21 protein-coding genes are annotated in these 24,555 nt (G+C 58.8%); 8 read left to right on the top strand and 13 right to left on the bottom strand.

Going from position 1 to position 24,555, the window contains the following annotated elements:
- Nucleotides 1–359: 359 nt before the first annotated feature.
- The 4 genes from ACZ5CE_RS06670 (at nucleotide 360) to ACZ5CE_RS06655 (ending at nucleotide 3,391) form a co-directional block, all read left to right on the top strand.
- Entirely contained in the window at nucleotides 360–758 is a 399-nt protein-coding gene (locus ACZ5CE_RS06670) for a hypothetical protein (RefSeq protein WP_464577144.1), read from the top strand.
- A 49-nt stretch (nucleotides 759–807) separates the two neighbouring features.
- Nucleotides 808–1,386: a hypothetical protein gene (locus ACZ5CE_RS06665; RefSeq protein WP_464577143.1), complete on the top strand. Its 579-nt coding sequence runs from the start codon at nucleotides 808–810 to the stop codon at nucleotides 1,384–1,386.
- Between the two features lie 44 nt (nucleotides 1,387–1,430).
- Nucleotides 1,431–2,873 (top strand): ankyrin repeat domain-containing protein, encoded by a 1,443-nt coding sequence (locus tag ACZ5CE_RS06660; RefSeq protein WP_464577141.1) that lies wholly within the window; start codon nucleotides 1,431–1,433, stop codon nucleotides 2,871–2,873.
- Nucleotides 2,874–2,998: 125 nt separating this feature from the next.
- Entirely contained in the window at nucleotides 2,999–3,391 is a 393-nt protein-coding gene (locus ACZ5CE_RS06655) for a hypothetical protein (protein ID WP_464577139.1), read from the top strand.
- Between the two features lie 49 nt (nucleotides 3,392–3,440).
- Here ACZ5CE_RS06655 and ACZ5CE_RS06650 read toward each other — a convergent pair whose 3' ends face one another.
- Complete coding sequence (locus ACZ5CE_RS06650; protein WP_464577138.1) at nucleotides 3,441–4,427, bottom strand: class I SAM-dependent methyltransferase; 987 nt, start codon at nucleotides 4,425–4,427, stop codon at nucleotides 3,441–3,443.
- A gap of 181 nt (nucleotides 4,428–4,608) precedes the next feature.
- Nucleotides 4,609–5,619: an NADPH-dependent aldehyde reductase Ahr gene (gene ahr / locus ACZ5CE_RS06645; RefSeq protein ID WP_464577136.1), complete on the bottom strand. Its 1,011-nt coding sequence runs from the start codon at nucleotides 5,617–5,619 to the stop codon at nucleotides 4,609–4,611.
- Between the two features lie 436 nt (nucleotides 5,620–6,055).
- On the opposite strand from ahr, the gene ACZ5CE_RS06640 reads away from it, so the two are divergent.
- Nucleotides 6,056–7,189, top strand: a complete 1,134-nt coding sequence (locus ACZ5CE_RS06640; protein WP_464577134.1) for a TIGR03118 family protein — start codon at nucleotides 6,056–6,058, stop codon at nucleotides 7,187–7,189.
- Between the two features lie 490 nt (nucleotides 7,190–7,679).
- Here the strand turns inward: ACZ5CE_RS06640 and ACZ5CE_RS06635 are convergent, their stop codons facing one another.
- Nucleotides 7,680–7,856 carry a hypothetical protein gene (locus tag ACZ5CE_RS06635; protein WP_464577132.1) on the bottom strand — a complete coding sequence of 59 codons (177 nt, stop codon included), beginning with the start codon at nucleotides 7,854–7,856 and terminating at the stop codon, nucleotides 7,680–7,682.
- Between the two features lie 233 nt (nucleotides 7,857–8,089).
- Between ACZ5CE_RS06635 and hrpA the strand changes: the two genes are divergently transcribed.
- Both hrpA and ACZ5CE_RS06625 read left to right on the top strand, forming a co-directional pair.
- Nucleotides 8,090–12,028, top strand: a complete 3,939-nt coding sequence (hrpA, locus tag ACZ5CE_RS06630; protein WP_464577130.1) for an ATP-dependent RNA helicase HrpA — start codon at nucleotides 8,090–8,092, stop codon at nucleotides 12,026–12,028.
- A 560-nt stretch (nucleotides 12,029–12,588) separates the two neighbouring features.
- Entirely contained in the window at nucleotides 12,589–13,506 is a 918-nt protein-coding gene (locus ACZ5CE_RS06625; protein WP_464577129.1) for a hypothetical protein, read from the top strand.
- Nucleotides 13,507–13,561: 55 nt separating this feature from the next.
- Here ACZ5CE_RS06625 and ACZ5CE_RS06620 read toward each other — a convergent pair whose 3' ends face one another.
- The 10 genes from ACZ5CE_RS06620 to ACZ5CE_RS06575 all read right to left on the bottom strand — a co-directional run bounded on the left by ACZ5CE_RS06620 (nucleotide 13,562) and on the right by ACZ5CE_RS06575 (nucleotide 24,198).
- Nucleotides 13,562–13,903 (bottom strand): EscU/YscU/HrcU family type III secretion system export apparatus switch protein, encoded by a 342-nt coding sequence (locus tag ACZ5CE_RS06620; RefSeq protein ID WP_464577448.1) that lies wholly within the window; start codon nucleotides 13,901–13,903, stop codon nucleotides 13,562–13,564.
- 52 nt (nucleotides 13,904–13,955) lie between these two features.
- Nucleotides 13,956–15,071, bottom strand: a complete 1,116-nt coding sequence (locus ACZ5CE_RS06615) for a flagellar hook-length control protein FliK (protein ID WP_464577127.1) — start codon at nucleotides 15,069–15,071, stop codon at nucleotides 13,956–13,958.
- 111 nt (nucleotides 15,072–15,182) lie between these two features.
- Nucleotides 15,183–15,515: a flagellar protein FliT gene (locus ACZ5CE_RS06610; RefSeq protein WP_464577125.1), complete on the bottom strand. Its 333-nt coding sequence runs from the start codon at nucleotides 15,513–15,515 to the stop codon at nucleotides 15,183–15,185.
- A gap of 14 nt (nucleotides 15,516–15,529) precedes the next feature.
- Entirely contained in the window at nucleotides 15,530–16,030 is a 501-nt protein-coding gene (fliS, locus tag ACZ5CE_RS06605; protein ID WP_464577124.1) for a flagellar export chaperone FliS, read from the bottom strand.
- A 14-nt stretch (nucleotides 16,031–16,044) separates the two neighbouring features.
- The gene (fliD, locus tag ACZ5CE_RS06600; protein ID WP_464577122.1) at nucleotides 16,045–18,054 is read right to left on the bottom strand and encodes a flagellar filament capping protein FliD; all 2,010 of its coding nucleotides are present in this window, start codon (nucleotides 18,052–18,054) and stop codon (nucleotides 16,045–16,047) included.
- Between the two features lie 457 nt (nucleotides 18,055–18,511).
- The gene (locus ACZ5CE_RS06595; RefSeq protein ID WP_464577121.1) at nucleotides 18,512–19,669 is read right to left on the bottom strand and encodes a flagellin N-terminal helical domain-containing protein; all 1,158 of its coding nucleotides are present in this window, start codon (nucleotides 19,667–19,669) and stop codon (nucleotides 18,512–18,514) included.
- A gap of 471 nt (nucleotides 19,670–20,140) precedes the next feature.
- Entirely contained in the window at nucleotides 20,141–21,298 is a 1,158-nt protein-coding gene (locus ACZ5CE_RS06590) for a flagellin N-terminal helical domain-containing protein (RefSeq protein ID WP_464577119.1), read from the bottom strand.
- Between the two features lie 252 nt (nucleotides 21,299–21,550).
- Nucleotides 21,551–22,177 (bottom strand): response regulator, encoded by a 627-nt coding sequence (locus tag ACZ5CE_RS06585; protein WP_464577117.1) that lies wholly within the window; start codon nucleotides 22,175–22,177, stop codon nucleotides 21,551–21,553.
- 357 nt (nucleotides 22,178–22,534) lie between these two features.
- Nucleotides 22,535–23,692: a sensor histidine kinase gene (locus tag ACZ5CE_RS06580; RefSeq protein WP_464577115.1), complete on the bottom strand. Its 1,158-nt coding sequence runs from the start codon at nucleotides 23,690–23,692 to the stop codon at nucleotides 22,535–22,537.
- Between the two features lie 329 nt (nucleotides 23,693–24,021).
- Nucleotides 24,022–24,198 (bottom strand): hypothetical protein, encoded by a 177-nt coding sequence (locus ACZ5CE_RS06575; RefSeq protein WP_464577113.1) that lies wholly within the window; start codon nucleotides 24,196–24,198, stop codon nucleotides 24,022–24,024.
- Between the two features lie 19 nt (nucleotides 24,199–24,217).
- Between ACZ5CE_RS06575 and ACZ5CE_RS06570 the strand changes: the two genes are divergently transcribed.
- A complete protein-coding gene (locus tag ACZ5CE_RS06570; protein ID WP_464577112.1) occupies nucleotides 24,218–24,502 on the top strand; it encodes an ArsR/SmtB family transcription factor in 285 nt (94 codons plus the stop codon).
- Nucleotides 24,503–24,555 lie beyond the last annotated feature (53 nt).

The raw sequence follows: 24,555 nt of genomic DNA, 5'->3' as shown, positions 1-24,555 counted from the left end.
GCAGTAAAATCGGGTGCTCATGGCGTTGCGCTCCTTGGCATCGTAGTCCCGGCTACGACCTTCGTCGCGCGCCTTATGATCATCCCGATTTTACCAGCAACGCGCTCAGTGAGGATTTGTTCAGCGCTTCCTAAGGAACCTCTGAACAAGTCCTCGCAGATTCAGAGGTTCCTTAAGCCCGGCTGTTTTCGCCGGCGTATCACAAGCGCATCAAGCGTACCGCTGTTTCCGCCCATCCTATCCCTTTCCGGCTTTCAATTTCCCGGCTCTGCGTCTATATTGCAGATTATCCCCATAGCGGCATGAAAAGCCGCTGATTGCTGCCATCGTTCCAATATCACCCACTCAAGGAGAGTTTCATGTGCCTGGCTTCTTCACTGGCGCTCATGAGGCGTCAAATCATTGCTTTCACGTTCATCATGCTGACACCCCTGGCTGTTTTTGCACAGGCGCCCGAAAACACGGAAGCCACCATGAAAAGCATGATCTCGGCTATCCAGGCCAATTCCCTGCCGGATTTCATCGCACAGGGCGACCAGGCATTCCAGGAGGGAATGACAAAGGAGATGCTTGCCAGCATCAATCAATCCCTTGCCTCCCGCCTCAAGCAGGGCTATGTCACGACATTCCTCACCAGACTGAACCAGCAGGGCTTTACAGTCTACACATGGAAGATGGAATTCAAGGATGGCAATGACGACGTCCTGATATTTCTCGCCCTCAAGGATGGGAAGATCGGCGGATTCTGGCTGCGGTAAGTCATCGCCATATCTGGCCAGACAGATCGGGCGGATGGGGGAGGCAAGTATGAAAAAGACCGGATCGATGGTTGTTGCGTTCATTCTTCTTGGAGTGCTTTACGCTGCTTCAGCATGGGCGCGCGGCGGACACGGCGGTGGTTTTGGCGGCGGCGGACATATTGGCGGAGGTGGCTGGGGACACGGCGGAGGAATGCACTATGGCGGCGGGGAGCATTTTGGCGGTGGGGTGGGCTATTACCGGGGAGGTGGAGTAGGCTACTATCGAGGTGGCGGTCATGGCTACTATCGCAGCCCCAGGGGCTTCTACCGCGGCTACGGCTACGGCCTGGGTTTCGGTTTTGGAGGATACGGGCTTGGATTGGGATTAGGATATGGGCTGGGCTATGGCGGATATGGATTCTGGCCTTATTATTCCTATCCCCCGGCATATTCCTATCCCCCGGCAGTCGCACCCTCGGCGCCACCGGTATACGTGGAGCGGCAGGACGTGCCACAGCAGCCTCAGGCTTCGCCGCCCCCCGGCTATTGGTATTACTGCCGGGCGGCAAACGGGTATTATCCTTATGTCAAGGACTGCCCGGATGGCTGGCTGCAGGTTTCTCCCCAGCCCTCTTCCGGGAATTAGGGCATGCTGAGGAAGCAATGGCGATTCGTTAAAGAGGAGGTGAAATGACAAGATCATGGAAAATGCAATTTGCCTGCCTGGTGGTGGTTCTGTGCTTGTCGCCCGCCAGCGTGCTGGCGGACAGCGAATTGCTTACGGCGGCGCGGAGAGGAGATCTTTTCCGGGTAAAGGCGCTGCTCGCCGCCAAAGCCGACGTGAATGAAGCGAGGCAGGATGGCGCCACCGCGTTGATGGCCGCTTCCACCACAGGCCATCAGGCAATTGTGCGAAAGCTGCTTGATGCCCGGGCTAATGTGAATGCACGCATGAGCAATGGCGCTACGGCATTGATGGCAGCAGCGGCGGTTGGCAACCGGCAAATAGTGACGGCCTTGCTTGACGCCGGAGCCGATGTGAATGCCAGGGCAAATGATGGCCTGACCGCTTTGATCATTGCATCTGAAAAAGGCTATCCGCAGATAGTCCACGCGCTGCTTGCGGCCAGAGCGGATGTCAATGCCGTGGCGGGCAATGGCGTCAACGCCCTGATGGCGGCGGCGCAGGAAGGATATCGCATGGTGGCGCAGGGGCTGCTGGCAGCCGGCGCCAATCCAAATGCCAGGACAAGTGATGGCGTGACCGCATTGATATTGGCATCGGAGAAGGGGCATCAGCCGGTAGTGCAGCAATTGCTCGCCGCTGGCGCGGAAGTAAAGGCTCGCATGAATAATGGCATCACGGCCCTGTTCGTGGCATCGCAGAACGGACATCAGCTAGTCGTGCAGAATCTGCTGGCAGCCGGTGCCGAGGTCAATGCCGCAAGGGAGCACGGCGCGACAGCATTGCTGATGGCATCGGAAATGGGCCATCCTGAAGTGGCGCGCATGCTGCTTTCCGCCGGGGCGGATGTGAATGCCAGGATAGACAACGGCGTCACGCCGTTGATGGTGGCATCCCAGGCCGGCCACTTGATGGTGGTGCATGAGCTGCTGGCAGACAAGGCGGATGTAAACGCCCGAACCAGCGACAATTTGACTGCGTTGTTGATAGCGTCGGAAAAAGGCCATCAAAAAATAGTGCAGGCGCTGCTGGTGGCGGGTGCGGATGCGAACGCCAGGACAAGTGAGGGCATTACCGCGCTGATGGCGGCGGCGAAGGAAGGTCATCAACTGGTAGTTCATGAGCTGATTGAAGCCAAAGCCGATGTGAATGCCAAGTCAGGCAATGGCATGACTGCATTGATGGCCGCATCCCAGGATGGACGGCAGGAGGTGGTTTATGTGCTGCTCGCCGCCAGGGCGGACGTAAACGCCACGTCAAGCGACGGCATTACCGCCCTGATGCTGGCATCGCAGGATGGCAGGCAGGAGGTGGCCGAAATATTGCTCGCGGCCGGCGCCAAGGCGGGCGTGAAAGCCAAGGATGGCAGCACGGCGATGACAATGGCATCCCAGAATGGCCATTCGGAAACAGTGCGTATCCTTGAAGAAGCCGGCAGGAAAAAATGATCGTATCCATGGATCAGCTTGTTTTCTGCCCATAGTGATCTATAGTACAGAAAAGCCGGTATCCCGCATGTGCGGACTCTACAAGATTCGGCCTGGATGAATATTATTTCCAAGGAGGGGGCATCATGGAAGGTTTTACCCAAGCAAACCTGTTCGAGCTTAGCCGTGGCACTATCCATGTCACCTATTCCACGACGAGCATTCTTGGCGGCCCCATTTTCAGCTATCGCGACGACAGGATCAGCCGTTCGTTCCGGGGAGACGAGGTTCGCATCCAGGATACGGAGGTTGGCCAGTTGATTACCGTCACGCTGGAATCCATACCCGATCTGCAAACCATCACGTTTTCACTGCTTCTGCCTATCGTCACGGTATTACCCCAGTCCGCTGGAGCGCACATCAGGGTTCCGGGAATCACCGCTACCGCCCCCACCACCATCGCGGGACCGCCGCCAGGACCGCAGCGCCTTTACAGCGTAGTCAACCTGCAAGGCACTGCCCAGTTCATTGTATCCTAAGGCCTGTCAACACTTGTTACGCACTATTCCTGGTTGATAGAACCGGAAGTTATGTAGTGCTCGCTGCGTATTGCCAGATGATATACGATGATCTTTCCGAAGATCCTTCGTGTATCCGACACCATCCGGATAAGGCATCAATTGGGCCAGGGTAGTATGAATGAAGGTAGATGATAAAACACGGGCGCGGGAATGCCCTCACCGACCCATCGATATTGCTGGCTGTCCTGGCAATCAACGATTCGTCGAAAGGATTATTGATAAAGCAAATCAAAGGATATTCCGGCAACCTGAAAGCCGTTGCATCCATGCACAGCGGCGTGATATGGAAACATTTTTGTACCGGATTGCGATAGGTTGCCACGTTTCTCGAAGCTACCTCGTGAAGTTCCTGACTATACTCCAAACCGATGATCTGCCGGAACGGGTATTCGGCAGCAACAAATAATGCCCGCCCCTTACCCGAACCAAAATCGATAAAACTATAGGAAACGAGATCGGTATCGGGCAACATTTCCAGCAGTGCGCGCATCATTTGTTCCGTCACCGGTTCATATCCGCGGGCATGAGACTTGAGATCATGCTCGGCAGTTAAAAACCCGGGCTCTTCCGTGCCGGCGGTCTCCACGTTGAATCGCCGGTCAAATGCCGGATCAAAAGCATGATTTGCCTGTTCGTATTTGCCGCTCGCTACCAAGCCTACGTTATACGCCAATAGGCGTCCAAAATCGCGGAGCGAGCGCCGACGCCAGGCTCGAAGCAGCCTGGGAAATAGTGCAATGTCATGTTTTGTTGGCCGTGGTCCCGGTTTCTGATTGCCCATTACTTCGAACGCCACATTATTCAAGAAGTATCCCGGCAAGAATAGAACCAGCAATAGTTGTGCATACAACCATTGCCGAGCAAAAATGCGAGCCAAACACATTGAAGCAATTATCATGCCATATATAGAAAGATGGTTATTCGAAGTTTTTTTTGTACGTCTTGGTGAAATGTAAAGCTGTTCGACATCCTTACCGGATGCTAGGGGTTCCAACTAGACAAGTCAGCTTAAGGCACAACTTAATTAAGGCACACCTTAAGACAGCTTCAGGCAGCTTAAGGCAGCCGAAATGGAAAACAGGAAAATGATAGCCTGGAAACAGCCGCCCAGCCGCAAGGCTGGGCGAGTTTCTCCCGGCGTAGGAGAGGGGGTACCGATGAGGATATTACGCGTTTCAGATGATATCGATAACGACCCGGTAGCGCGCCTTACCCGTCGCCAGATGCTCGATCGCGTCATTCACGTGGCTTAACGGGAAATGCTCGACCTGCGGCGCGACGCCATGCCGCGCGGCAAAATCCAGCATGGCGGAAATTGCCGCAGGCGCTCCCGTAGGGGATCCGGAAACGCTTTTCTGCTTCATGATGAGGTCGAAGGCGGCGATCGGCATCGGTTCGAGCACGGCCCCCACCACATGCATGCGGCCGTTCGGTTTCAATGTTCCCAGCAATGCGCTCCAGTCAAGCGGCACGTTGACGGTGATCAGGAGAAAATCGAGCGAGCCTGCCGCCTTCGCAATCCCCGCCCTATCACGGCTCGATATCACCTGATGGGCCCCCAATTTCCTGGCTTCTTCGAATTTGGATTCGCTGGAAGTAAAAGCCGTCACTTCGCATCCCCATGCGTTTGCAAACCGCAGGGCCATGTGGCCGAGGCCGCCGATTCCCACCACGCCCACACGATCCGTCGGCTTGATATTGAAATGCATCAGCGGGGCCGCGACCGTGATGCCCCCGCACAGCAGCGGCCCCGCGGAAGAAATATCGAGCGCATCGGGCAGGGGAATTGCCCAGGCCCAGTGCGAGCGCAGCCGATCGGCAAACCCTCCGTGACGCCCGATGATGGTCGCGCCCACCTCCGGGCACAAATTGTGATTTCCGGTCATGCATTCATGGCAGTGCATGCAGCTCGATGCGCTCCAGCCAATGCCCACATACTGTCCGACTTTTAAGCCCTTGGCCGAATCCCCCAGCGCGACGATGCGCCCCACCGCCTCATGCCCCAGAATCACCGGATACCGGGACAAGCCCCAATCATTGTTCAGGATGGAAAGGTCGGAATGGCATAAGCCGCAATACTCCACGGCAATTTCCACCTCTTCCGCACCCAGGGGGCCGGCATCGTAGGTAAATGGCTCAAGCTCCCGTTTCGCGCCGGAAGCAGCCCATCCGTGTATGGTCGTCATCGTTCCTCCCGATAGGTTAATAAGTGATAGAGTCGACAAGCATTTTTCCCTGAAATATTTCCTGTAGTTATAGATCAGTCCGGCAGATCAGTCCAGCGATTTGCAGACTCGACAGCGCGGCCCTCCTGGCGGCATGCGGCAAGCAGCAAGCGCCAGCCTGCCGCTATGGACGGATGCAATGGGCGAAACCCCATTCTCGATATGCGCGCACATATGGTCCAGCTTGACAATCGGAAGCCATGATATATGTTGAAATTCGGGGCATCCGCATAATCCAGGGTCATAGCCCGACCCATATAAGATGAGCCGGTCAGCTTTGCCGCTGATGGACCACGGACGGCCGGAAGAGAGGTAAGGGCTGACGGTAAAAGAGGGACACATGGAAGGGCCAAATGACACTGGTGCGCAGTTCTCTTTAACTTTTGTGGAGCAAGCCATGCAACGAACTCGATTCCTTTTACCATCACTGGCTGCCGGGGCGGGATTATCCCTGGTGGCAATCCTTTTCAATCCTGCCTGGGCGGTGCCCTTCAGCGTTACCAACCTGGTTACCGATAACCAGGCTGCCAATCCCGCGCAGATAACCGATCCGGGTCTCAAGAATGGATGGGGCATGTCTTTTGGTCCCACCAGTCCCTTCTGGGTATCTTCGAACGGGGCCGGCACGGCAGTACTGTACAACGTGAACCCGGCAACCCAGGCCACCGCCAAGGCGGGGCTCACGGTGACCATCCCCGGCACCGGCAATCCGACAGGCCAGGTATTCAACGGAAACGGATCGTCATTCAATGGCAATCGTTTCCTGTTCGTGAGCGAGGATGGCACGGTCTCCGGCTGGCGGCCTTCCCTGGGCACCTCGGCCGAGACCATCGCGAGCGCGTCTGCGGCAAATGTATACAAGGGAGCGGCGATCGGCAGCGTGGCGGGAAATGACTATCTGTACGCTGCGAATTTCAAGGCCGGCGCCATAGATGTTTATAAAGGCACCACGGCGCAGCCGTCGCTGTCCGGTTCGTTCACCGATCCCAACCTGCCTACCGGCTATGCGCCTTTCAATGTGCAGAATCTCGATGGCACGCTGTATGTTACCTATGCCCAGCGGGATAATGCAACCAACGATGAAATCAAGGGTGCCGGCCTGGGGCTGGTCGACAAGTTTACGCTGGATGGCAACTTCCTGGGCAGAGTGGCTTCGGGCGGCACGCTGAATGCGCCATGGGGGCTGACGATCGCCCCTTCCTCGTTTGGCGCCATGGCGGGAGATCTACTCGTGGGCAATTTCGGCGATGGCCACATCAACATCTATGATCCGGCCACCCTCATGCCCCTGGGACAGGTAATGGACGCCAGCAACCATCCCGTCGTGATTGATGGGCTGTGGGCCATATCTCCGGGCAATGGTGCAATGGGGGGCAGCAGCCAGTTGCTCTACTTCGCAGCTGGCCCTAATGACGAAGCCCATGGGTTATTCGGCGTGCTGGCGCCGGTTCCGGAACCTTCGGCATATGCGATGATGCTAGCGGGACTGGGGATGTTATTGCTGCTGGCGAGGCGCCGCATACCGGGCTGAGAGACAAACACCGCCACCCGGCAGATGGAACGCTGACGGAATTGACGCGAGCCGGGGCGGTAAGAAAATTCGACTTTCTCCTTGGCTTTGCAGAGCGCAGGTATACTATCATGCCATTCGAGGGCGGACCTCCGAGGATTCCGAGAGCCCCCCTTACAGCCTTCTTTGCAGATGAAAGCAATAAACCCGGAGCCGCCGTAGCGTATTAGCGTATTCGGGTTTTTTATCCTGAATTCAACAATTCCCGGGTGCGCCAATGGGGGATTCACCTTGCCCTGCTCCTGCCCTCTTTTCCAGCTCGGGATTATCCTGAATCCGGCAGTTGCCGCTTCCCTTCAGTGCGAATCTGATCATTGTGGCACAAGGACCACAGGCCACGGTTAGGCTGTTACGATCGGGATGAGCGAGAATGGGCCGCGGGGCGACGCAAAACAGAAGTCATCGAACGCAGCCTGCGCAGCAGGGGAAGTGGCGCTCATTCGTTTTCGCGCTATTCCCCGGGTTCGCGGCGCTGCCGCAGTACGGCTCCCGCTATTTCCACGATAATGCCCAGGCCAAAAAGAACCGCGCCAACCCATATGTTCTCCGGCGCGAGAAACATCAGCAACCCCCCCAGGATAATCAGTGGAAGGGATAATTTTCGTTTGCTGCGGGGATTTCCAGTCATGGGGCGCTCTCCGCGAATACTCTTAATATGCTTCGTAGGGGCTTCGTAAGGGCTTCCCTAAAGATAGCTGCTGGAAATCCCGTGTCAAGGACCATCCCCTTTCTTCCTGATTTCGCCACTGGCTTGCCGAGTGTTCTGCCCATCCCGGCTTTGCCAGTCCGGCAGTCGTGAACCGGCTTTGGCGTACGTTAAAATAAGGCTTCAGCAAGCCCTATGTCCCATCTCATGTCCCGATGAAAAAACCGGTGGCCGCTTCCGCCATTTCCTCTGCTGCAAACGCTCGCCCTGCCGCTGACGCGGCGAGAATCGCAATGCGCCGGGTGAATGCGCCCAGGCCGGTTTATCCCGAAGAGCTCCCCGTAGCGGTCCGGCGCGACGCCATCCTTGCGGCTATACGGGATAACCAGGTTGTAATCGTCTGCGGCGAAACCGGGTCGGGCAAGACGACCCAGCTTCCCAAGCTTTGCCTGGAACTGGATCGCGGGATTACCGGCATGATCGGGCATACGCAACCGCGCCGCATTGCGGCACGCACGGTCGCTGCAAGAGTGGCATCCGAACTTCGCAGTCCTCTAGGACACGCGGTAGGCTACAAGGTGCGCTTTTCCGATAAAGTGGGTCCGGATACGTACATCAAGCTCATGACCGACGGCATCCTGCTGGCAGAAACCCAGGGCGATCCGCAGTTGCTGGCATACGATACGATCATTGTCGATGAAGCGCACGAGCGCAGCCTCAATATCGATTTCCTGCTCGGCTATCTCAAGCAGCTGCTGCCCCGGCGCGAAGATCTCAAGCTCATCATCACCTCCGCCACGATCAATGCGCAACGTTTCTCCACACATTTTGGCGATGCTCCCATAATCGAGGTATCGGGCCGATTGTATCCGGTTGAAGTACGCTACCGCCCGCCCGGCAGGATTGGCGGCACGGATTATGCGGAAACGGAAACCGAAGACGAGGACAAGGCGGAAGGCGATGCCGAGCAGGCGATCCTCGACGCGGTCGATGAAGCGATGCGCTGCGGCGCGGGCGACATGCTGATCTTCCTTCCTGGCGAGCGCGAGATCCGGCAGACCGCCGAATCGTTGCGCAAGCACGCCTTTCCCGGCGCGAGCCATGCCATGGTGCATATACTCCCCCTGTTCGCACGTTTATCCTACGCGGAGCAGGAGCGCGTATTCAAGCCGGACGGGAACGCAAGACGCATCATTCTCGCTACCAACGTAGCGGAAACCTCGCTTACGGTTCCGGGAATACGCTACGTGATCGATACCGGCCTGGCACGAATCAACCGCTACAGCTTCCGCAACAAAGTGGAGCAACTGCAGATCGAGAAAATATCGCGCGCTTCCGCCAACCAGCGGGCCGGGCGCTGCGGACGGGTCATGAGCGGCGTATGCATCCGCCTGTATCCGGAAGAGGATTATCTGGGCCGCCCGGAGTTCACTGACCCGGAGATTCTGCGTTCATCCCTGGCCGCCGTGATCCTGCGCATGAAGTCGCTCAGGATTGGCGAGGTCGAGGATTTTCCGTTCATGGAGCCTCCCTTGCCCCGGATGATTGCGGATGGCTACCAGTTGCTGTCGGAACTGGGAGCGGTGCAGGATACCCCGGGCAAGGAGCGGGCCCTCACCCCCATCGGCTGGCGGCTGGTCAAATTTCCCATCGACCCGAAGGTGGCGCGCATGATATTGGCCGCCAGGGAGGAGAACTGCCTGAGCGAAGTGCTTGTCATCGCTTCGGCGCTGGGCGTACAGGACCCGCGAGACCGGCCATTCGAGCGCAGGGATGCGGCTGACCGCGCCCATCAGCGCTTCCAGGATGAGCGCTCCGACTTTCTTGGCTACCTGAAGCTGTGGGATTTTTTCAATGAGCAGCTCAAACATAAAAAATCCGGCCGCAAGCTGGCGGCCCTGTGCCAGGAAAATTTTCTGTCGCATCGCAGGATGCGTGAATGGCGCGAGATCCATGGCCAGCTTCATACGCTGGTGATGGAATCGGGAATGAGGCCCAATGAAATTCCCGCGAGCTACGAGGAGATCCATCGTGCGCTCCTGTCCGGGCTACTGGGCAACATCGGGTTCAAGGCCGATGAGGATGACGAGTATCTGGGGGCGCGCGGCATCAAATTTTCCATTTTCCCCGGCTCGGCACTGAAAAAATCCAGGCCCAGATGGATCGTGGCCGCCGATCTGACAGAAACAACCAGGCTGTATGCGCGGTGCGTGGCGCGAATAGATCCCCTGTGGGTAGAACAAGTGGGCAGCAGGCTTTGCAGGAAACATTATTTCGATCCCCACTGGGAAAAGAAAACGGCACAGGTATCGGTCTTCGAGCGGGTCACGCTCTATGGCCTGACGGCAGTGCCGAAGCGGCGGGTATATTACGGCGCGATCAATCCCAGGGAAGCACGGGAGATTTTCATACGCTCCGCGCTGGTCTCCGGCGACTATATTACCCATGCCTCGTTTTTCGAGCACAACCGCAAGCTGATCGCTGAAGTCGCGGCGCTGGAGCACAAGGCGCGGCGGCCGGACGTGCTGGTGAACGAGCAGGAAATCTTCGCCTTTTACGATGGGATCATTCCGGAGGGAATCAGCAACGGGGCCGCATTCGAAAAATGGCGCAGGCAGGCGGAGCAGAAAGACCCGCATTGTCTTTATCTTACCCGCGAATACCTGATGCGCCATGAGGCGGCCGACGTTACCGAGGCGAGGTTTCCCGATACCATCATCATGGATGCCATGGATGGTTTCGGGCTGCCGCTCGCCTACCGCTTCGAACCAGGCCATCCACTGGACGGCGTGACTGTCACTGTGCCCCTGCCCCTGCTCAACAAGCTCGAACCGGCGCGATTCGATTGGCTGGTTCCCGGATTGATCCGGGAAAAGATCGCCTGGCATTTGAAGGCGCTTCCCAAGCAGATACGGCGGCAGGTCGTGCCGGTGCCGGAATTCGTGACGCGCTTCCTTGAATACCAGGATGACCGGGAGAAAGAGGAAGAAAATGCGGCGCCACGGCAAGGACAGGCCACCCGGGCGAGAATCCCCCTGACAGCCACTCTGGCAGGTTTCATTCAGAGAAGCGCAGGCGCCACTGTTTCACCCGCCATATGGGCCAATGAAGAGCCGCCCCGGCACCTGCTGATGAATTACCGGATAGTGGACGAAGCAGGGGAAGAGCTGGCCATGAGCCGTGATCTGGCGCAGCTCAGGGCGCGGCTCGGCGAGGCAGCGCAGTTGACATTCTCCGGGGCGGACTCGAGAGAGTGCCTTCCCGTCGATCGCGACGAGGTAAAACGCTGGGATTTTGGCGATCTCCCGGAAGAAATTCCGTTCATGCGCGGTGGCAGGAAGCTGGTCGGCTATCCGGCGCTGGCGCTGCGCGAGGGCAAGGTGTCCATCCACCTGTTCGATACGCCGGATGCGGCGCAGGCAAGCATGCGGGCTGGCGTGCGCCAGTTGCTGCGCTACGAGCTCAGGGAACAGATGAAGCAACTGGAAAAACACCTGTGGGGACAAGGCGGGATGGTGAACCAGGCAGTCTTGCAGCTGCATGGCCTCGTCGATCCCGATGTGCTGAGGGACGACATCCTGAACACTCTTTCCGACCGCGCTTTCATTGGGGATGATGTGCTGCCCCGGCGCGAGCAGGAATTCGCGGCACAGCGGCAGCGGGCCAGGGTGCGGCTGCCCGCTGTCACGGAGGCCACACTGCGGACGTTGCAGAGCATCGCCAGCGAATCCCAGGCATTGACCTCGCGGATGTCTGCGGGAAGCCCCGGTATCGGAAAACTGAAAAATGAGCTGGAGCAGCAATTGCATCACCTTGTCTATCCGGGATTCCTGAGCGCCACGCCATGGGAGCAGTTGCAACACCTGCCGCGCTACATCAAGGGCATGTCGCTGCGGCTGGATAAATATGGCGGAAACCCGGAGCGCGACATGCGCCATGGCGCGGTAATCACAGGATTCTGGAACCGGTACGCACAGCGCCTGCAGCAACATAAAAAGACCGGAACCAGCGATCCGGCCCTGGCCGGCTTCCGCTGGCAGATCGAAGAACTGCGCATCTCGCTGTTTGCGCAGGAACTGAAGACGCCTTATCCTGTTTCCGCAAAGCGGTTGCAGAAACTATGGGAAGAGATCGAGCGATCGGGTGGCGAATGAAATGGGGGGGCAGCAGCCGAACCCCGCCGGCCTCTTGCTTTTTTACCGGCGGGATCTAGGGAAGCGCTGAATAAATCTCCGCTGGCGCGGCGGTGGCTTTGCGGGATGGAGTGCGCGAAAGGCGACAACGCGAATGGTGCGACCGCGCAGGGCGGAGCAGTGTCTTCCGAAGGAAGATGCGACCCCGTAGCGGGATGCCTGCGCCCCAACAAAACTGGGGTGCGGTCGAAGCATCCCCTCCGCTGCCCGATCCCGTTCTGCGGGGCCCCTCGGGCGACGCTCCGGGGCGCTCCTTCGCCAGGAGCCTGACAAGGCAGACCGTTCGCAAAGCCCCGCCCCATAAGGGTTGTGGTAAAATCGGGTTCTCATGGCGTTGCACTCCTTGGCATCGTAGTCCCGGCTACGACCTTCGTCGCGCGCCTTATGATCATCCCGATTTTACCAGCAACGCGCTCAACGAGGATTTGTTCAGCGCTTCCCTAGCCTTAAAAAGGCGAATAAATCGGAGTTGCTTCGGCTTCGGCCTGATTGCCGCCCGAAACTGGAATCCGGAGGGAGAGATGGCTGTTTATTTCAGCGGCCGAAAGAAAATTGGGGAAGTATCTGTTGATCTCGATTCCGGCCGGACGAGGATCGATTGCGTCATTCATGAGAAATGGATCGATATCGACAGCAGCACCACGGCGAGATGCGGATCGCCGGGAGTCTGCCAGGTTGCCCGGACCGAAGGCGTTTCGGAGAAAACCAGCCAGACGGTCGAACAATCCATTGGCGCTTCCCTCGGCCTGGAGGATATCCTCAAGCTGAAGGCGACGATCAAGGAAGTTTTCGGCTACGAAGTCAACTGGAGCCACAGCATCACCACCACGAAAACCTTCAACTTCGAGGCGCCCATGTGCGGGAGATATTCTCTTGTGATATACCAGCTTTTGCGGGAATACGAACTGACCTGCTTTCGCCAAAGGCGCTGGACCTTTCGGGATGATGCCTGGGACAAAAAATGGAGCCGCACCATAGTCGAATACACGAATACTCACGACGCGCTTCCCGATGTGGAAGAATTCGATGAAATATGCAAATCCCGGCCGCAATGCAAAGACAGAGATGCCGCGTCGCCTTTTCACGACGGATTGCTGTGCTTCGACATGGGAAAAGCAAGCTTTCGCGTTCCCTTCAGGCTGACACCCGATGGATTCGACGTGCAGATATTGAAGCGGATCATCTCCTTCACCTTCACCGACTATCCCGCGGGAGTTCGCGGCCTGGAACACGGATTGACTATCTCGCTGCCGATCCAGGCCATACCCGAGCCGCTCGTTTTTCTTTCGCCGCCCCAAGGCCAGGAAATGGAGGCGCAGGTATTCCGGTATAGGGACCCGAACGAGAGCCAGGCCCGTATCCCCGTGGAAGCGCTGACCGGCGTCATCACGCTCAAGGGCATACTGGCGCTAACTGGCCAGGAAACCCAGACCCGTTAAGACAGAGCTGAGGAAGCGCTGAATAAATCCCCAGCAGGGATTTGTCCAGGGCTTTCTAACCGTCTCGATCCTTCATCATATTTTCTATCGCGGGAAGCGAATGCGAGAGCGGGAGAGCAACTCCCGCTTCGAGCCGGTAAAGCCAGGCGAGCAGTTCAGCCACTGCGCGGTAGAGTTCGGGTGGAATCGCCTGATCGAGGTCCACCTGCATCAGCAGGGATACCAGTTCCGGCGATTCGTGCACATATACTCCATGTGCACGCGCCTTCTCGATTATGGCTTCCGCCACCAGCCCCCGGCCTTTTGCAACGACTTGCGGAGCTATCCTGCCATCCCGATAGGCCAGCGCCACCGCCGCGCCATGGGATGCTGGGGATGCAGGAAGCGCAGGAAACATGGAGGATTCCGGCGGTGTGGATGTCACGGATAAGGCAGGTAAGGCAGGCGGTTCAGGAGGCTTCATCATGCTCCGCCTCCATGCCCATCAATTCGATTCCCGCTGCTTTCAGGCCATCCGCCAGTGGCGCCATGCCGGCACGCAGCGCGGCCACGGTGCCTGCCTCCGCTGCGGCGAGGCGCACATCCACTGCGCATCCGATGCTCTTGTCAAGCCGGAGGCTTGCGGTGATCTGGCCAAGCCGGGGAAGAACAAGACGCACTGTGGTGCGCCAGGCGGAAGCGGTTTGCTCTCTCTCCCCCGGATTCCGAGCGTCCGATTCTCCCCGGTCTTGCGTTATTTCCTGTGCCGCCTCCCACGTGATGACCTGACCCGGCCAGGCCATTCCCTGCAGGGCGAATTGCCGCGTTTCCAGCATATCCAGTTGTTGCCGCACCAATGCCAGGGTAGCCGGATGAACGGGATCGCTTGCGCCGGCTGTACCTGGCGCGATGGAGGGCGCGGCTGGCCCCCCTTCTTCTCCACCGATGATACCGCCTGCCCCCGCCCCTACCCCTTGTGCGGCGGCGAGACCGGCTTCGGAAGATAGCCGGGCCTGAGGCTCCAGCAGCAATCTGGGCAGGGATCTCAAGCCCGCGACCCATTGCGCCTGATGGGATTCGTAGAAAAACCCGCTCCGATCCAGCGCTCCTGCAAGGCTTTTCGCAAGCTGCACGCTATCCAGCGGTGGCCCCACAAGAAGAGATCCCGTGCTCGACAACGTCGTCAGCCCCGCGGGTGCCGCCACCGGCTGGCGCAGCAACTGATCGATAAAACGACCGGCATCGCTGACGCGCGATGATACGCCCTGCGAGAAGGGAGAATCTTCGGCAGCAATCATGAAGGTCGGACGCGGCTCCCGCGAGACGAAAACGAGATTCAGCAGATCGCCCGGACGCACGCCTGCCGGCAACTGCATTTGCACCGCCCGCCCCCCCTGCCCACCCGCATGCCGCGCGGCCAGTTCGACCAGGAACTCGCCGTTATGAAGCTTGCCGAGCACGCGCGCACCCAGGCGCCGCCCCGGCTCCAGGCCCGCGAGCAGCGCCAATTCACCGGGCTGCTTGCGCGCCAGGAGCGCGCCGGCGGAGCTCCGGGCCAACGCATTCAACGCATCGAGCGCAAGCATATCAAAGACCTCGCATTTTCTCGTCCACCTCGACCCTTCCAGCCTCGAGAAGACCGGGAAGCAGCGTCAACAGATAAAATCGGCAGGTTCTGGCTACTGGTTTACCGGCGATTACTCGAACGCGCTCGAATCGTAGGCTTTCCCTACCTGTCTCGCCATTCTGGAACTGCCAAGCAGCGACCACAGGCGTTTCATCCAGGGCTCGGTGAAATTGCGGATTTCCGCATCATTGGCCAGGATCTGATGTATCAGTTCGATTTTGCGGCGCTGCGTCTCGCTCGTGAGCTGTACCGGCTGCATCGCCTTGATCTGGGCAACTTTGGCCGCGCAATGCCGCTCCAGTCCTGCGAGCTTTTCCCATTCTCCGGCTCGGGCCGCTTCAGCCATTTCGGTGGTCACCTGGGCTATGTATTCGAATCCTGCAAGGCTTCCGGAATCATTCATGGAGTCGGTATCCTTCATTTTCCGTGCCCATTGTTCGAGGAAAGAGCCGAAACCGGCGCATCATAGGAATGATGAGCGGCGGATGATGATATGGATGATATGGGTGGCATGGCGGATACCGTCGAAGCCGGCCCGATCGCCTCCCATGCATCATTCAGTTCCCCCAGAAGGCGAGCCACTTCTTCCAGATATTCCGGCTTGTTATGCAGGTTGGCCTCAAGCAGCCTGCGGCTCATGTAATCGTAGAGCGCGTACAGCCGCTCGCCGAGCTCGCCACCCGCTTTTATCTCCAGGCTGGCCTGCAACCCGGAAGTGATGATGGTGATGGCTTTGGAGATGGCCTCCCCCTTGGCGATGATCTCGCCATTCTTCATGTGAACGAGGGCCGACGCAAGCGCAATCCGCGCACCCTCGAACAGCATCAGGATGAGCTTGTGCGGGCTGGCAGCCAATACGCCGGTTTCGAGTCCGATGCGGGCGTAGGCGCTGGTGCCGTAGCGGGATGCGGAATACATTTCACGTTCTCCTATCAGGAATATTTGGTCGGCAAGGCACTCAACTGCTGGGTCATATACGCGCTGGTCTGATTGAGACTGCTGAGCATGGTGTCCAGCGCGGTGAATTGTGCCCGGTAGCGCGCTTCGATGGCCGTCAGGCGATCATTGAAATCACTCTGGCGCTGGTCGAGATCCTTGATACTGGCGTTAAGCCCGTCGGTACGGCTGGCAATCAACCCGTCGCTTGTCAAAAAGCCGCTAACCAGCGTATTCAGCTGATCGGCGTATCCGCGCGAAAAACCGATATTTCCGCGTGAACCGAGCGGACCGCCATTGATATTCACCCGCAACCCTTCCGCGTGATCGCCGACGGCCGCCGAAAGCGTCTGCCCTATTCCCGTAGCGGCGATGCCATTGATCGTGCCGGCCACGTCTACTCCCGCGGCGGAGACGGGGCTCGCCCCCATCAGACTGGCTGCGCCATTGCCGCCCATGACGCTCACCGCGGAGGCGGAACCGTAGCGGGCTGAAGCAATAGTGAGCACGCCTGCGGATTGGGAAACCGTAACGGCATTTCCGGCATTCAGGAGTGCCGCCGTGCCGTTCAGTTTGCTCTGCACCTCCGCAGCCAGCGCATCCGCCGATCCATATGTTCCTGCGGAGAGCGTGATGCTTGCCAGAGTGCCGTCCACATTGATGTCCAACTGGTCGTTGATACCCGTGGTGATGGTCAGACCCGCGGCCTGGCTTCCGGCCACGCTGGCCTGGGCCGCGAGCCTGCTGACGGTAACGGCGTAGTTTCCCGGCACTGTATTCCCGGTAGACCCGACGTAGGAAACCAGGCTGTCGCTGGATTTCCCCTGCGCGGAAAACAGTCCGGCGATCCCATTGAAATTATTATCCAGCGCAGCCTGCAGCTTGGTGGAATCCAGCGCCAGGGTGCCATCTTTCTGGAAAGCCACCCCGATATCCGACAGCGAGCTCAATCCACCTCCGGCCGCGGCTGCGCCCACGGTCGCGGATAGCGTGGCGCGTATGCGGGACTGGATCGACAGCGTGGTCGAATCCCCCTGCAGCGCCGCGCCAGTCTTGGTCGCGGCGTTATATGCGCTGAGGCCTGCAAGGGTCTGGCTGACATTGTTATATGCCTTGACAAAGGCTTCCACGGACGCCTTGACGCCGGCGACATCGCGCCCGACGGTCAGCGTGGTCGGGCTGCCGGTATTGCTCTTGAGCAGATTGAGCGTGACGCCCTCGATCGCATCGGTAATCGTGTTCGATGACTTGCTGATGTCTATCCCGTCGATCTTCAGTTTGGCGTCCTGCCCCGGCTGTACCTCGGCCATATTTCTTCCCATACCCGCCGCTGCGGTGGGATCGAAAGCGAGCCGCGAAAGCCCGGATGCATCCAGATCGTTTCCGTCGTCGTCGGCGAGACTGATCTTGATGCTGCTGGAAGCGCCCGTATCCTTGCTGGTCATTACCAGCCGGTTGCTGGCGCCATCGTTGATGATGGTCGCGCTTACGCCGATATTTGCCGCGTTGATTGCATCGCGCACTCCGGAGAGCGTGTTGTTGGCCGGATCGATCGTCACGGTTTGCGCGGGTTTCGCATTGTTCAGGGTGAAGGTGTTGGAGTCGCCATCGTATGCGCCGTACTGGATGGTAAGCGTGCCGCTTCCTATCACCGTGGAGGTGCTGGCGAATCCATCGGAGCGGATTTTCTGCTGCTGCGCCAATTGCTGCACCTCGACGGAGTAACTGCCGGGTACCGCCTTGCCGCTTGCGCTGGCGGCAAGCACCGAGGAATCCGCCGCACTCGCGGTCGCCGCCTGGAATTTACTGCCATCAGCCAGACCCTGCATGGCGGTCTGGAAGGCCGAAAGCGAACCTTTGAGGGATCCGTATGCGGACAGCTTGGCCTGGTAGTCCGCTTCGCGTTTCTGCAGCAGCGCAAGCGGCTGCTTTTCCACCGCCATCAACTGGCTGACGATGCCATCCACGTCAAGATTCGATCCGATACCCGCTGCCGACATTGCCATGTTTTTCTCCAACTTCCCCGCGATGCGCCGTTGCGCCTCGCCTTTGTTTCGATCCTATTTTCCTTGCGTTTATCGTCGCCGATTACCCGCCGCTTCCGATTGCCGGCCCGCACAGGTTCAAGCTTCGCTTACAGCAGTTCCTTCCTGGCCTGCGGGGGTCGTAACGAGACCGGCACGCCCGCGGCAACGGTTCCGGTCCGGTTGCTGATATGATCCCCAATCCGGCAGTTGATCGCTCATTTCCAGTTTAGAGCTATGACCCACAAAGACTTTTCACGGTAACGACGTTCACCTGCATGGTGAGTTCGCTACAGATGCGCATTATTGAGCTCATTCTTCGATTAGAAACCGTTCGGAACTGAAACCCGGGGCATGTCGATCACCCCGGATTCCTTTTTCTGCTTCCACTTTTTCTACATTTTCGCCGGACTGCGCCGGGCGATCTCGACCGTGCCGATCAGCCTCTCAGCAGGGACAGCACCGATTGCGGCATGGCGTTGGCCTGGGTGAGCATCGCCGTGCCGGCTTGCTGCAGCACCTGGTTGCGCGACAGGGAGGCCGTTTCAGCCGCAAAATCGGTATCCACGATGCGGCTGCGCGAGGCGCTGAGGTTTTCCGAGGTGGTCTGCACATTGGAAATCGCCGAGGAAAAACGGTTCTGGTAGGCGCCCAGGTCGGCACGGCCCGCATTCAGCGCGCTCAAGGCCGAATCCATCGCGGCAATGGCGAAATCGGCATTGGCGGTATTGCTGATATCGAGATTTTTGAATCCCGCGGCGGTGGCAGTAGTTACCGCGGTGGTGCCAGCCGTCAGGCCGGTGGTGGCCGTGGTGGCGGAAGCGCCGGCAAAGGCCACTACCGTGGTGCTTCCGGAAATGTTGTTCAGCGTCACCTTGCCCGCCGCATCCGCGGTGGCGGTCACGTTGGTGGTGGATGAGACCGTGTTGATGGCCGCTGCAATGTTCGCGCCCTGCGTCGCGGCATTGCCGCCAGCCGCTACCGCGCCCACGCTCACGCCATTGACCGTCAGGTCTCCCGCCGTGATCGCAGTGAAAGCCGTCGCGGCTACACCGGTGACGTTGGCTGTGCTGCTGGTGCTGGTGCCGAGAGATGAACTCTGCGCGTCAACCAGATTGCTGATGGTGATGGTTTCGCCGACATTGGCGCCAACCTGGAAAGACTGGTTGGTGAACGAGCCGTCGATCAGCTTGATGCCATTGAACGAGGTCGAGGAAGATACCCGGTCGATTTCCGACTTGAGCTGCTGGACTTCGTTGTTGAGCGCCTGCCGGTCGCTCGCGCTGTTGCTCGCGTTGCGCGATTGCACCGCCAGCTCGCGGATGCGCTGCAGGTTGTTGCCAATCTCGCCCAGCGCGCCTTCGGCAGTCTGCGCCATCGAGATGCCATCGTTGGCGTTGCGGGCCGCCTGGTTCAGGCCACGAATCTGCGAGCTCATGCGCTCGGATATGGCAAGCCCGGCCGCATCGTCCTTGGCACTGTTGATGCGCAAACCGGACGACAGCCGCTGCAGCGAAGTGGCCAGCGCATTCTGCGAACTGGTGAGGTTGCGCTGGGCATTGAGCGATACGACATTGGTATTGATGATTGCAGCCATTTTCGAAATTCTCCTAGATTAAAGTCCGTTGGAATAAACCCCTACAGCTCTGGCTTGATCCCCCTGCTTTATCCGAGGCTGATCAACCGCTGCTATCCTGGTTAACGGCGCTCAGGAGTATAAATTGAGTCATTCATCAAGTTTTTTTGATGTCGCATGCGGTCTCGATAGCTTGCGGCCGCGCCATTGCGGGATTTGCGGTACCGGTTCCCTTGTTTCGCCACTTTGTCCACCGCCGTTTTACCCAGCAGCCATGATAAGTGCGCCAGGCTGTATTCCATCCGCGGAATAACGGGCTATATATCGCGTATCTCGGTACTTGACCCGGAATGCGCGGCAATCCGGAAAATGTGAACCAGCAGTCTGTCGAACTTGTTTTGCGTCCAGGCAAACGCATAACGGGAATCCGGAACAATGCCCCGGATTCCCGTTTGGCTAAGTGATGCCGAAATGGATTACCGCTTCGGCCGATCAGCCTCTCAGCAGGGACAGCACCGATTGCGGCATGGCGTTGGCCTGGGTGAGCATCGCCGTGCCGGCTTGCTGCAGCACCTGGTTGCGCGACAGGGAGGCCGTTTCAGCCGCAAAATCGGTATCCACGATGCGGCTGCGCGAGGCGCTGAGGTTTTCCGAGGTGGTCTGCACATTGGAAATCGCCGAGGAAAAACGGTTCTGGTAGGCGCCCAGGTCGGCACGGCCCGCGTTCAGCGCGCTCAAGGCCGAATCCATCGCGGCAATGGCCGTATCCGCTCCCCAGGTGGTGCTGATGTCTACCGTGGAGAAACCGGCAACCGTGCTGGAGGACGCGGTCGTCGTGCCGGCTGTCAGGCCGGTGGTGGCTGTGGTGGCGGAAGCGCCGGCAAAGGCCACTACCGTGTTGCTTCCGGAACCGTTGGTCAATGTCACCAGGCCTGCGGCATCCGCGGTGGCGGTCACGTTGGTGGTGGATGAGACCGTGTTGATGGCCGCTGCAATGTTCGCGCCCTGCGTCGCGGCATTGCCGCCAGCCGCTACCGCGCCCACGCTCACGCCATTGACCGTCAGGTCTCCCGCCGTGATCGCAGTGAAAGCCGTCGCGGCTACACCGGTGACGTTGGCGCTGCTGGAGGTAGTGCTTCCCAGGGCAGAGCTTTGCGCATTGACCAGATTGCTGATGGTGATGGTTTCGCCGACATTGGCGCCAACCTGGAAAGACTGGTTGGTGAACGAGCCGTCGATCAGCTTGATGCCGTTGAACGAGGTCGAGGAAGATACCCGGTCGATTTCCGACTTGAGCTGCTGGACTTCGTTGTTGAGCGCCTGCCGGTCGCTCGCGCTGTTGCTCGCGTTGCGCGATTGCACCGCCAGCTCGCGGATGCGCTGCAGGTTGTTGCCAATCTCGCCCAGCGCGCCTTCGGCAGTCTGCGCCATCGAGATGCCATCGTTGGCGTTGCGGGCCGCCTGGTTCAGGCCACGAATCTGCGAGCTCATGCGCTCGGATATGGCAAGCCCGGCCGCATCGTCCTTGGCACTGTTGATGCGCAAACCGGACGACAGCCGCTGCAGCGAAGTGGCCAGCGCATTCTGCGAACTGGTGAGGTTGCGCTGGGCATTGAGCGATACGACATTGGTATTGATGATTGCAGCCATTTTCGAAATTCTCCTAGATTAAAGTCCGTTGGAATAAACCCCTACAGCTCTGGCTTGATCCCCCTGCTTTATCCGAGGCTGATCAACCGCTGCTATCCTGGTTAACGGCGCTCAGGAGTATAAATTTAACCGCCGCTGAAATATTTTTTCCCCGGATTCTTCAGCCCGGGATAGCGCCCGCGCGATGGGGAAATGGCACAGACTTACCTATCTGTGGAATCTGCAAGGGGAAGAGGGAAAAGAGCAGCCGGATCAGACCAGGCCGTTTTTGATGGCGTAGCGCGTCAGCTCCGCATTGTTCTTGAGCTTCATCTTTTCCAGCACGCGCGCGCGATACACGCTTACCGTCTTTACGGACAGGCGCATCTCCTCAGCCGCATCGGTCAGCCCCTTGCCCGAAGCGATCAGACAGAGGGTCTGGTACTCGCGATCGGAAAGCGTTGCATGGGGCGGTTGCTCGTGATTGACGCCAAGGCTGTCGGCCATCGCCTCGGCCAGCGCCGCCGTGAGGTATTTGCGGCCCCTGGCGACCTGCCGGATCGCGGCCGTCAGCTCGGCGGGCGCACTCTGTTTCGTGATATAGCCCGAAGCGCCGGCTTTGAGGGAGCGTAGCGCGTAAAGGCTTTCCTCGTGCATGCTGAGCATGAGTACGGGGATCTTGGGGTACTCCTTCTTGATCTGCTTCAGGACATCGATGCCGCTTCTGTCCGGCAGCGAGATATCCAGCACCACCGCATTCCACTCGCCCTCGCGTACGTGGCGCATCGCTTCCGAACCGCAATCCGCTTCCTTGATGAGCATCGGTTCGCCGCTCTCCGCCAGGATCTGCCGCAGGCCCTGGCGCACAATGGCATGGTCGTCGACAATGAGGATATTCATGGTGTTAGGAACCTCTGAACAAGTCTTCGCTGGCGCGACGGCGGCTTTGCAGGATGGAATGCGCGAAAGACGACGACGCGAATGGTGCGACCGCGCAGGGCGGAGCAGTGTTTTCCGAAAGGAAGATGCGACCCCGTAGCGGGCTGCTGGCGCCCCATGTATACTTTGGCGCGCTCTGGCATCGCCGCCGCTGCCCGATCCCCGCTTCGCGGGGCCCCTCGGGCCACGCTCTGGGGAGCCATGGCGTTGCGCTCCCTGGCATCGTAGTCCCGGCTACGACCTGCGTCGCGCGCCTTATGATCTTCCCGATTTTACCAGCAACGCGCTCAGCGAGAACTTATTCAGAGGTTCATTAGCCTATTCATGCCAGGAGTCGGGGCGCGGGTCGCGGGGGATGTCATTTTCCTCCGGCGCCAGCGGGACCGATAAAAGCACCGTGGTACCCTCTCCCGGCGCGCCGCTCACGGTCAGTTTGCCATCCAGCAGGCCGGCACGCTCGACCATCCCGCGAATGCCAAAGGAATTCAGCTTTGCCTTGTCGAGCTCCGTAACGCCGCGGCCATTGTCCCGCACCTCGAGCTCCAGCACGCACCCCGAAGCGTCGTTTCCAGATCCACAAGTATCCAGCCGGACCCAGGCCTGCGAAGCTCGTCCATGCTTGGCGATATTGGTAAGCGCTTCCTGGAATATCCTGAATACGGCAACGGCGGCGTCCTGCTTCAGATCGATGTCTTCCTGCGCGCAGCTCACTTCGCAGGGAATCCCGAGGCGTTTGCTGAACTCGCCTGCCTCCCATTCGATCGCCGCGACGATGCCGAAATCCATGATGCCCGGGCGCAGGTCGCGCGACATGCGCCGGATGGAATCGATGGTTCGGTCCACCAGCCGGTCGATGGTTTGAATTTTTTCCAGCAATACGGCGTCATCCTCTCCGATGTGGCGGCTCAGCCAATCCAGGTCGATCTTGATCGCGGTGAGGTTCCCGCCCAGGTCGTCGTGGATCTCCTGCGCGATGCGGATGCGCTCGTGCTCTCTTGCCGCCATGACGTGCGAAGACACCTCGCGCAGCCGTTCATGGGATTCCTTGAGTTCCGCCTCCCTGCGCCGGCTCTGGGTGATATTGATGATGATGCCTTCCCAGATCACCCCGGTTCCTTCTTCCCGCCGCGGGCTGGCTCGCAGGCTGATCCATTTCACGTCGTGGAACGACTCGATCCACAACCGCCCTTCCCAGTTCCATGTGCCGAGGCTGGCCGCCGATTCGGCTTTTGAGCGGCGCAGGCTTTCGCGATCCTCGGGCAGGACGATATCCATGAACAGCTCCGGGTTGCTCCGCAGCGTCTCGACGGGCAAGCCCAGCACGTTCAGGCACTGATCGCTCACGAACGGCAAAGCATACCGGCCGTCTTCGCCCTGGACATACTGAAAAACCATGCCGGGCGCGTTGGCGACGATGGTGGACGGCTGGGTTTCTTCTTCCGCTAGCTGGAAAGGTTCTATTTTCTTCTCCGGCAATGCTGTTTCTGCGTGAAATTCCTCGGGCAAAGGAAGGCAACCATCTGGAACTGGTCGGACGAGACGAGATTGCCGAGGCTGCCGGACTCGGACTATGACACGAGGAAAAAGAAAAATCGTGGGTGCGTGCTTCCTCCACGAAATACCCCGGACTGCTGGTGGACGTACCAAAGTGTAGACGATTACCAGCGAGTTTTTCAAGAGCTTGCCGGCTGGATGCGAAATTCTCATTGGGCAACAAAAAAGTTGCGTGCCAGTGTGGTCCGCATGGAGCCGGAAACGCTGTTTTCCTTCACCTGGCATCCTTATGCCGTGGATCCCGCGATAGACTATTCGAAGGAAACCCCTACCCTGGTGGATTTCAGGTTGCAGGGAATCCCCGGTGGCACCCCCTGTTTCGCGTTACCGAATCCGGATTCGACAAGATTCCCGCCGGTCGCCACGTGGAAGCATTCCGCATGAATGACGGCGGATGGGAGGAGCAGATCAAAAATATAGAAAATCATGTCATTGCGAATGCGTAGCATGGCTCTGGCAAAGCAGCATGCCTATGCGAACGTATTTGCGGCTTTGGGAGATCCTACGCGGCTATCCCTGGTCGCGAAACTCTGCGGCAGCCAATCCCGTTCCATTTCGCGACTAGCGGAAGGAAGTGCACTTATCCGGCAAGCGGTTACCAAGCACCTGCGGGTGTTGGAAAACGCAGGGATCGTTCACAGTGTGCAGAGAGGCCGCGAGAGCAGGTTTACGCTTGATCCCGGGCCGATCGACGATCTCAGGGCCTATCTGGATGAGGTTTCCGGACAATGAGGCCATGCGTTGGCGAGACTGAAGAAATAGTAATCGAACTAAAGGTACATCAG

The organism is Nitrosospira sp. TNL200 (assembly GCF_055386305.1).
Note: the sequence above shows the minus strand (reverse complement) of the source record. Positions and strands in the feature narration are given on the sequence as shown.

Coding starts and splice junctions, on each gene's coding strand:
- ACZ5CE_RS06635 (WP_464577132.1), bottom strand. CDS start 7,856: ATGACTGGAAATCCCCGCAGCAAACGAAAATTATCCCTTCCACTGATT.
- ACZ5CE_RS06590 (WP_464577119.1), bottom strand. CDS start 21,298: ATGGCTGCAATCATCAATACCAATGTCGTATCGCTCAATGCCCAGCGC.
- ACZ5CE_RS06610 (WP_464577125.1), bottom strand. CDS start 15,515: ATGAATGATTCCGGAAGCCTTGCAGGATTCGAATACATAGCCCAGGTG.
- ACZ5CE_RS06595 (WP_464577121.1), bottom strand. CDS start 19,669: ATGGCTGCAATCATCAATACCAATGTCGTATCGCTCAATGCCCAGCGC.
- ACZ5CE_RS06585 (WP_464577117.1), bottom strand. CDS start 22,177: ATGAATATCCTCATTGTCGACGACCATGCCATTGTGCGCCAGGGCCTG.
- ACZ5CE_RS06655 (WP_464577139.1), top strand. CDS start 2,999: ATGGAAGGTTTTACCCAAGCAAACCTGTTCGAGCTTAGCCGTGGCACT.
- ACZ5CE_RS06575 (WP_464577113.1), bottom strand. CDS start 24,198: ATGATTTTCTATATTTTTGATCTGCTCCTCCCATCCGCCGTCATTCAT.
- fliD (WP_464577122.1), bottom strand. CDS start 18,054: ATGGCAATGTCGGCAGCGGGTATCGGATCGAATCTTGACGTGGATGGC.
- hrpA (WP_464577130.1), top strand. CDS start 8,090: ATGAAAAAACCGGTGGCCGCTTCCGCCATTTCCTCTGCTGCAAACGCT.
- ACZ5CE_RS06640 (WP_464577134.1), top strand. CDS start 6,056: ATGCAACGAACTCGATTCCTTTTACCATCACTGGCTGCCGGGGCGGGA.
- ACZ5CE_RS06670 (WP_464577144.1), top strand. CDS start 360: ATGTGCCTGGCTTCTTCACTGGCGCTCATGAGGCGTCAAATCATTGCT.
- ACZ5CE_RS06660 (WP_464577141.1), top strand. CDS start 1,431: ATGACAAGATCATGGAAAATGCAATTTGCCTGCCTGGTGGTGGTTCTG.
- ACZ5CE_RS06615 (WP_464577127.1), bottom strand. CDS start 15,071: ATGCTTGCGCTCGATGCGTTGAATGCGTTGGCCCGGAGCTCCGCCGGC.
- ACZ5CE_RS06620 (WP_464577448.1), bottom strand. CDS start 13,903: ATGTTTCCTGCGCTTCCTGCATCCCCAGCATCCCATGGCGCGGCGGTG.
- ACZ5CE_RS06570 (WP_464577112.1), top strand. CDS start 24,218: ATGGCTCTGGCAAAGCAGCATGCCTATGCGAACGTATTTGCGGCTTTG.
- fliS (WP_464577124.1), bottom strand. CDS start 16,030: ATGTATTCCGCATCCCGCTACGGCACCAGCGCCTACGCCCGCATCGGA.
- ACZ5CE_RS06625 (WP_464577129.1), top strand. CDS start 12,589: ATGGCTGTTTATTTCAGCGGCCGAAAGAAAATTGGGGAAGTATCTGTT.
- ahr (WP_464577136.1), bottom strand. CDS start 5,619: ATGACGACCATACACGGATGGGCTGCTTCCGGCGCGAAACGGGAGCTT.
- ACZ5CE_RS06665 (WP_464577143.1), top strand. CDS start 808: ATGAAAAAGACCGGATCGATGGTTGTTGCGTTCATTCTTCTTGGAGTG.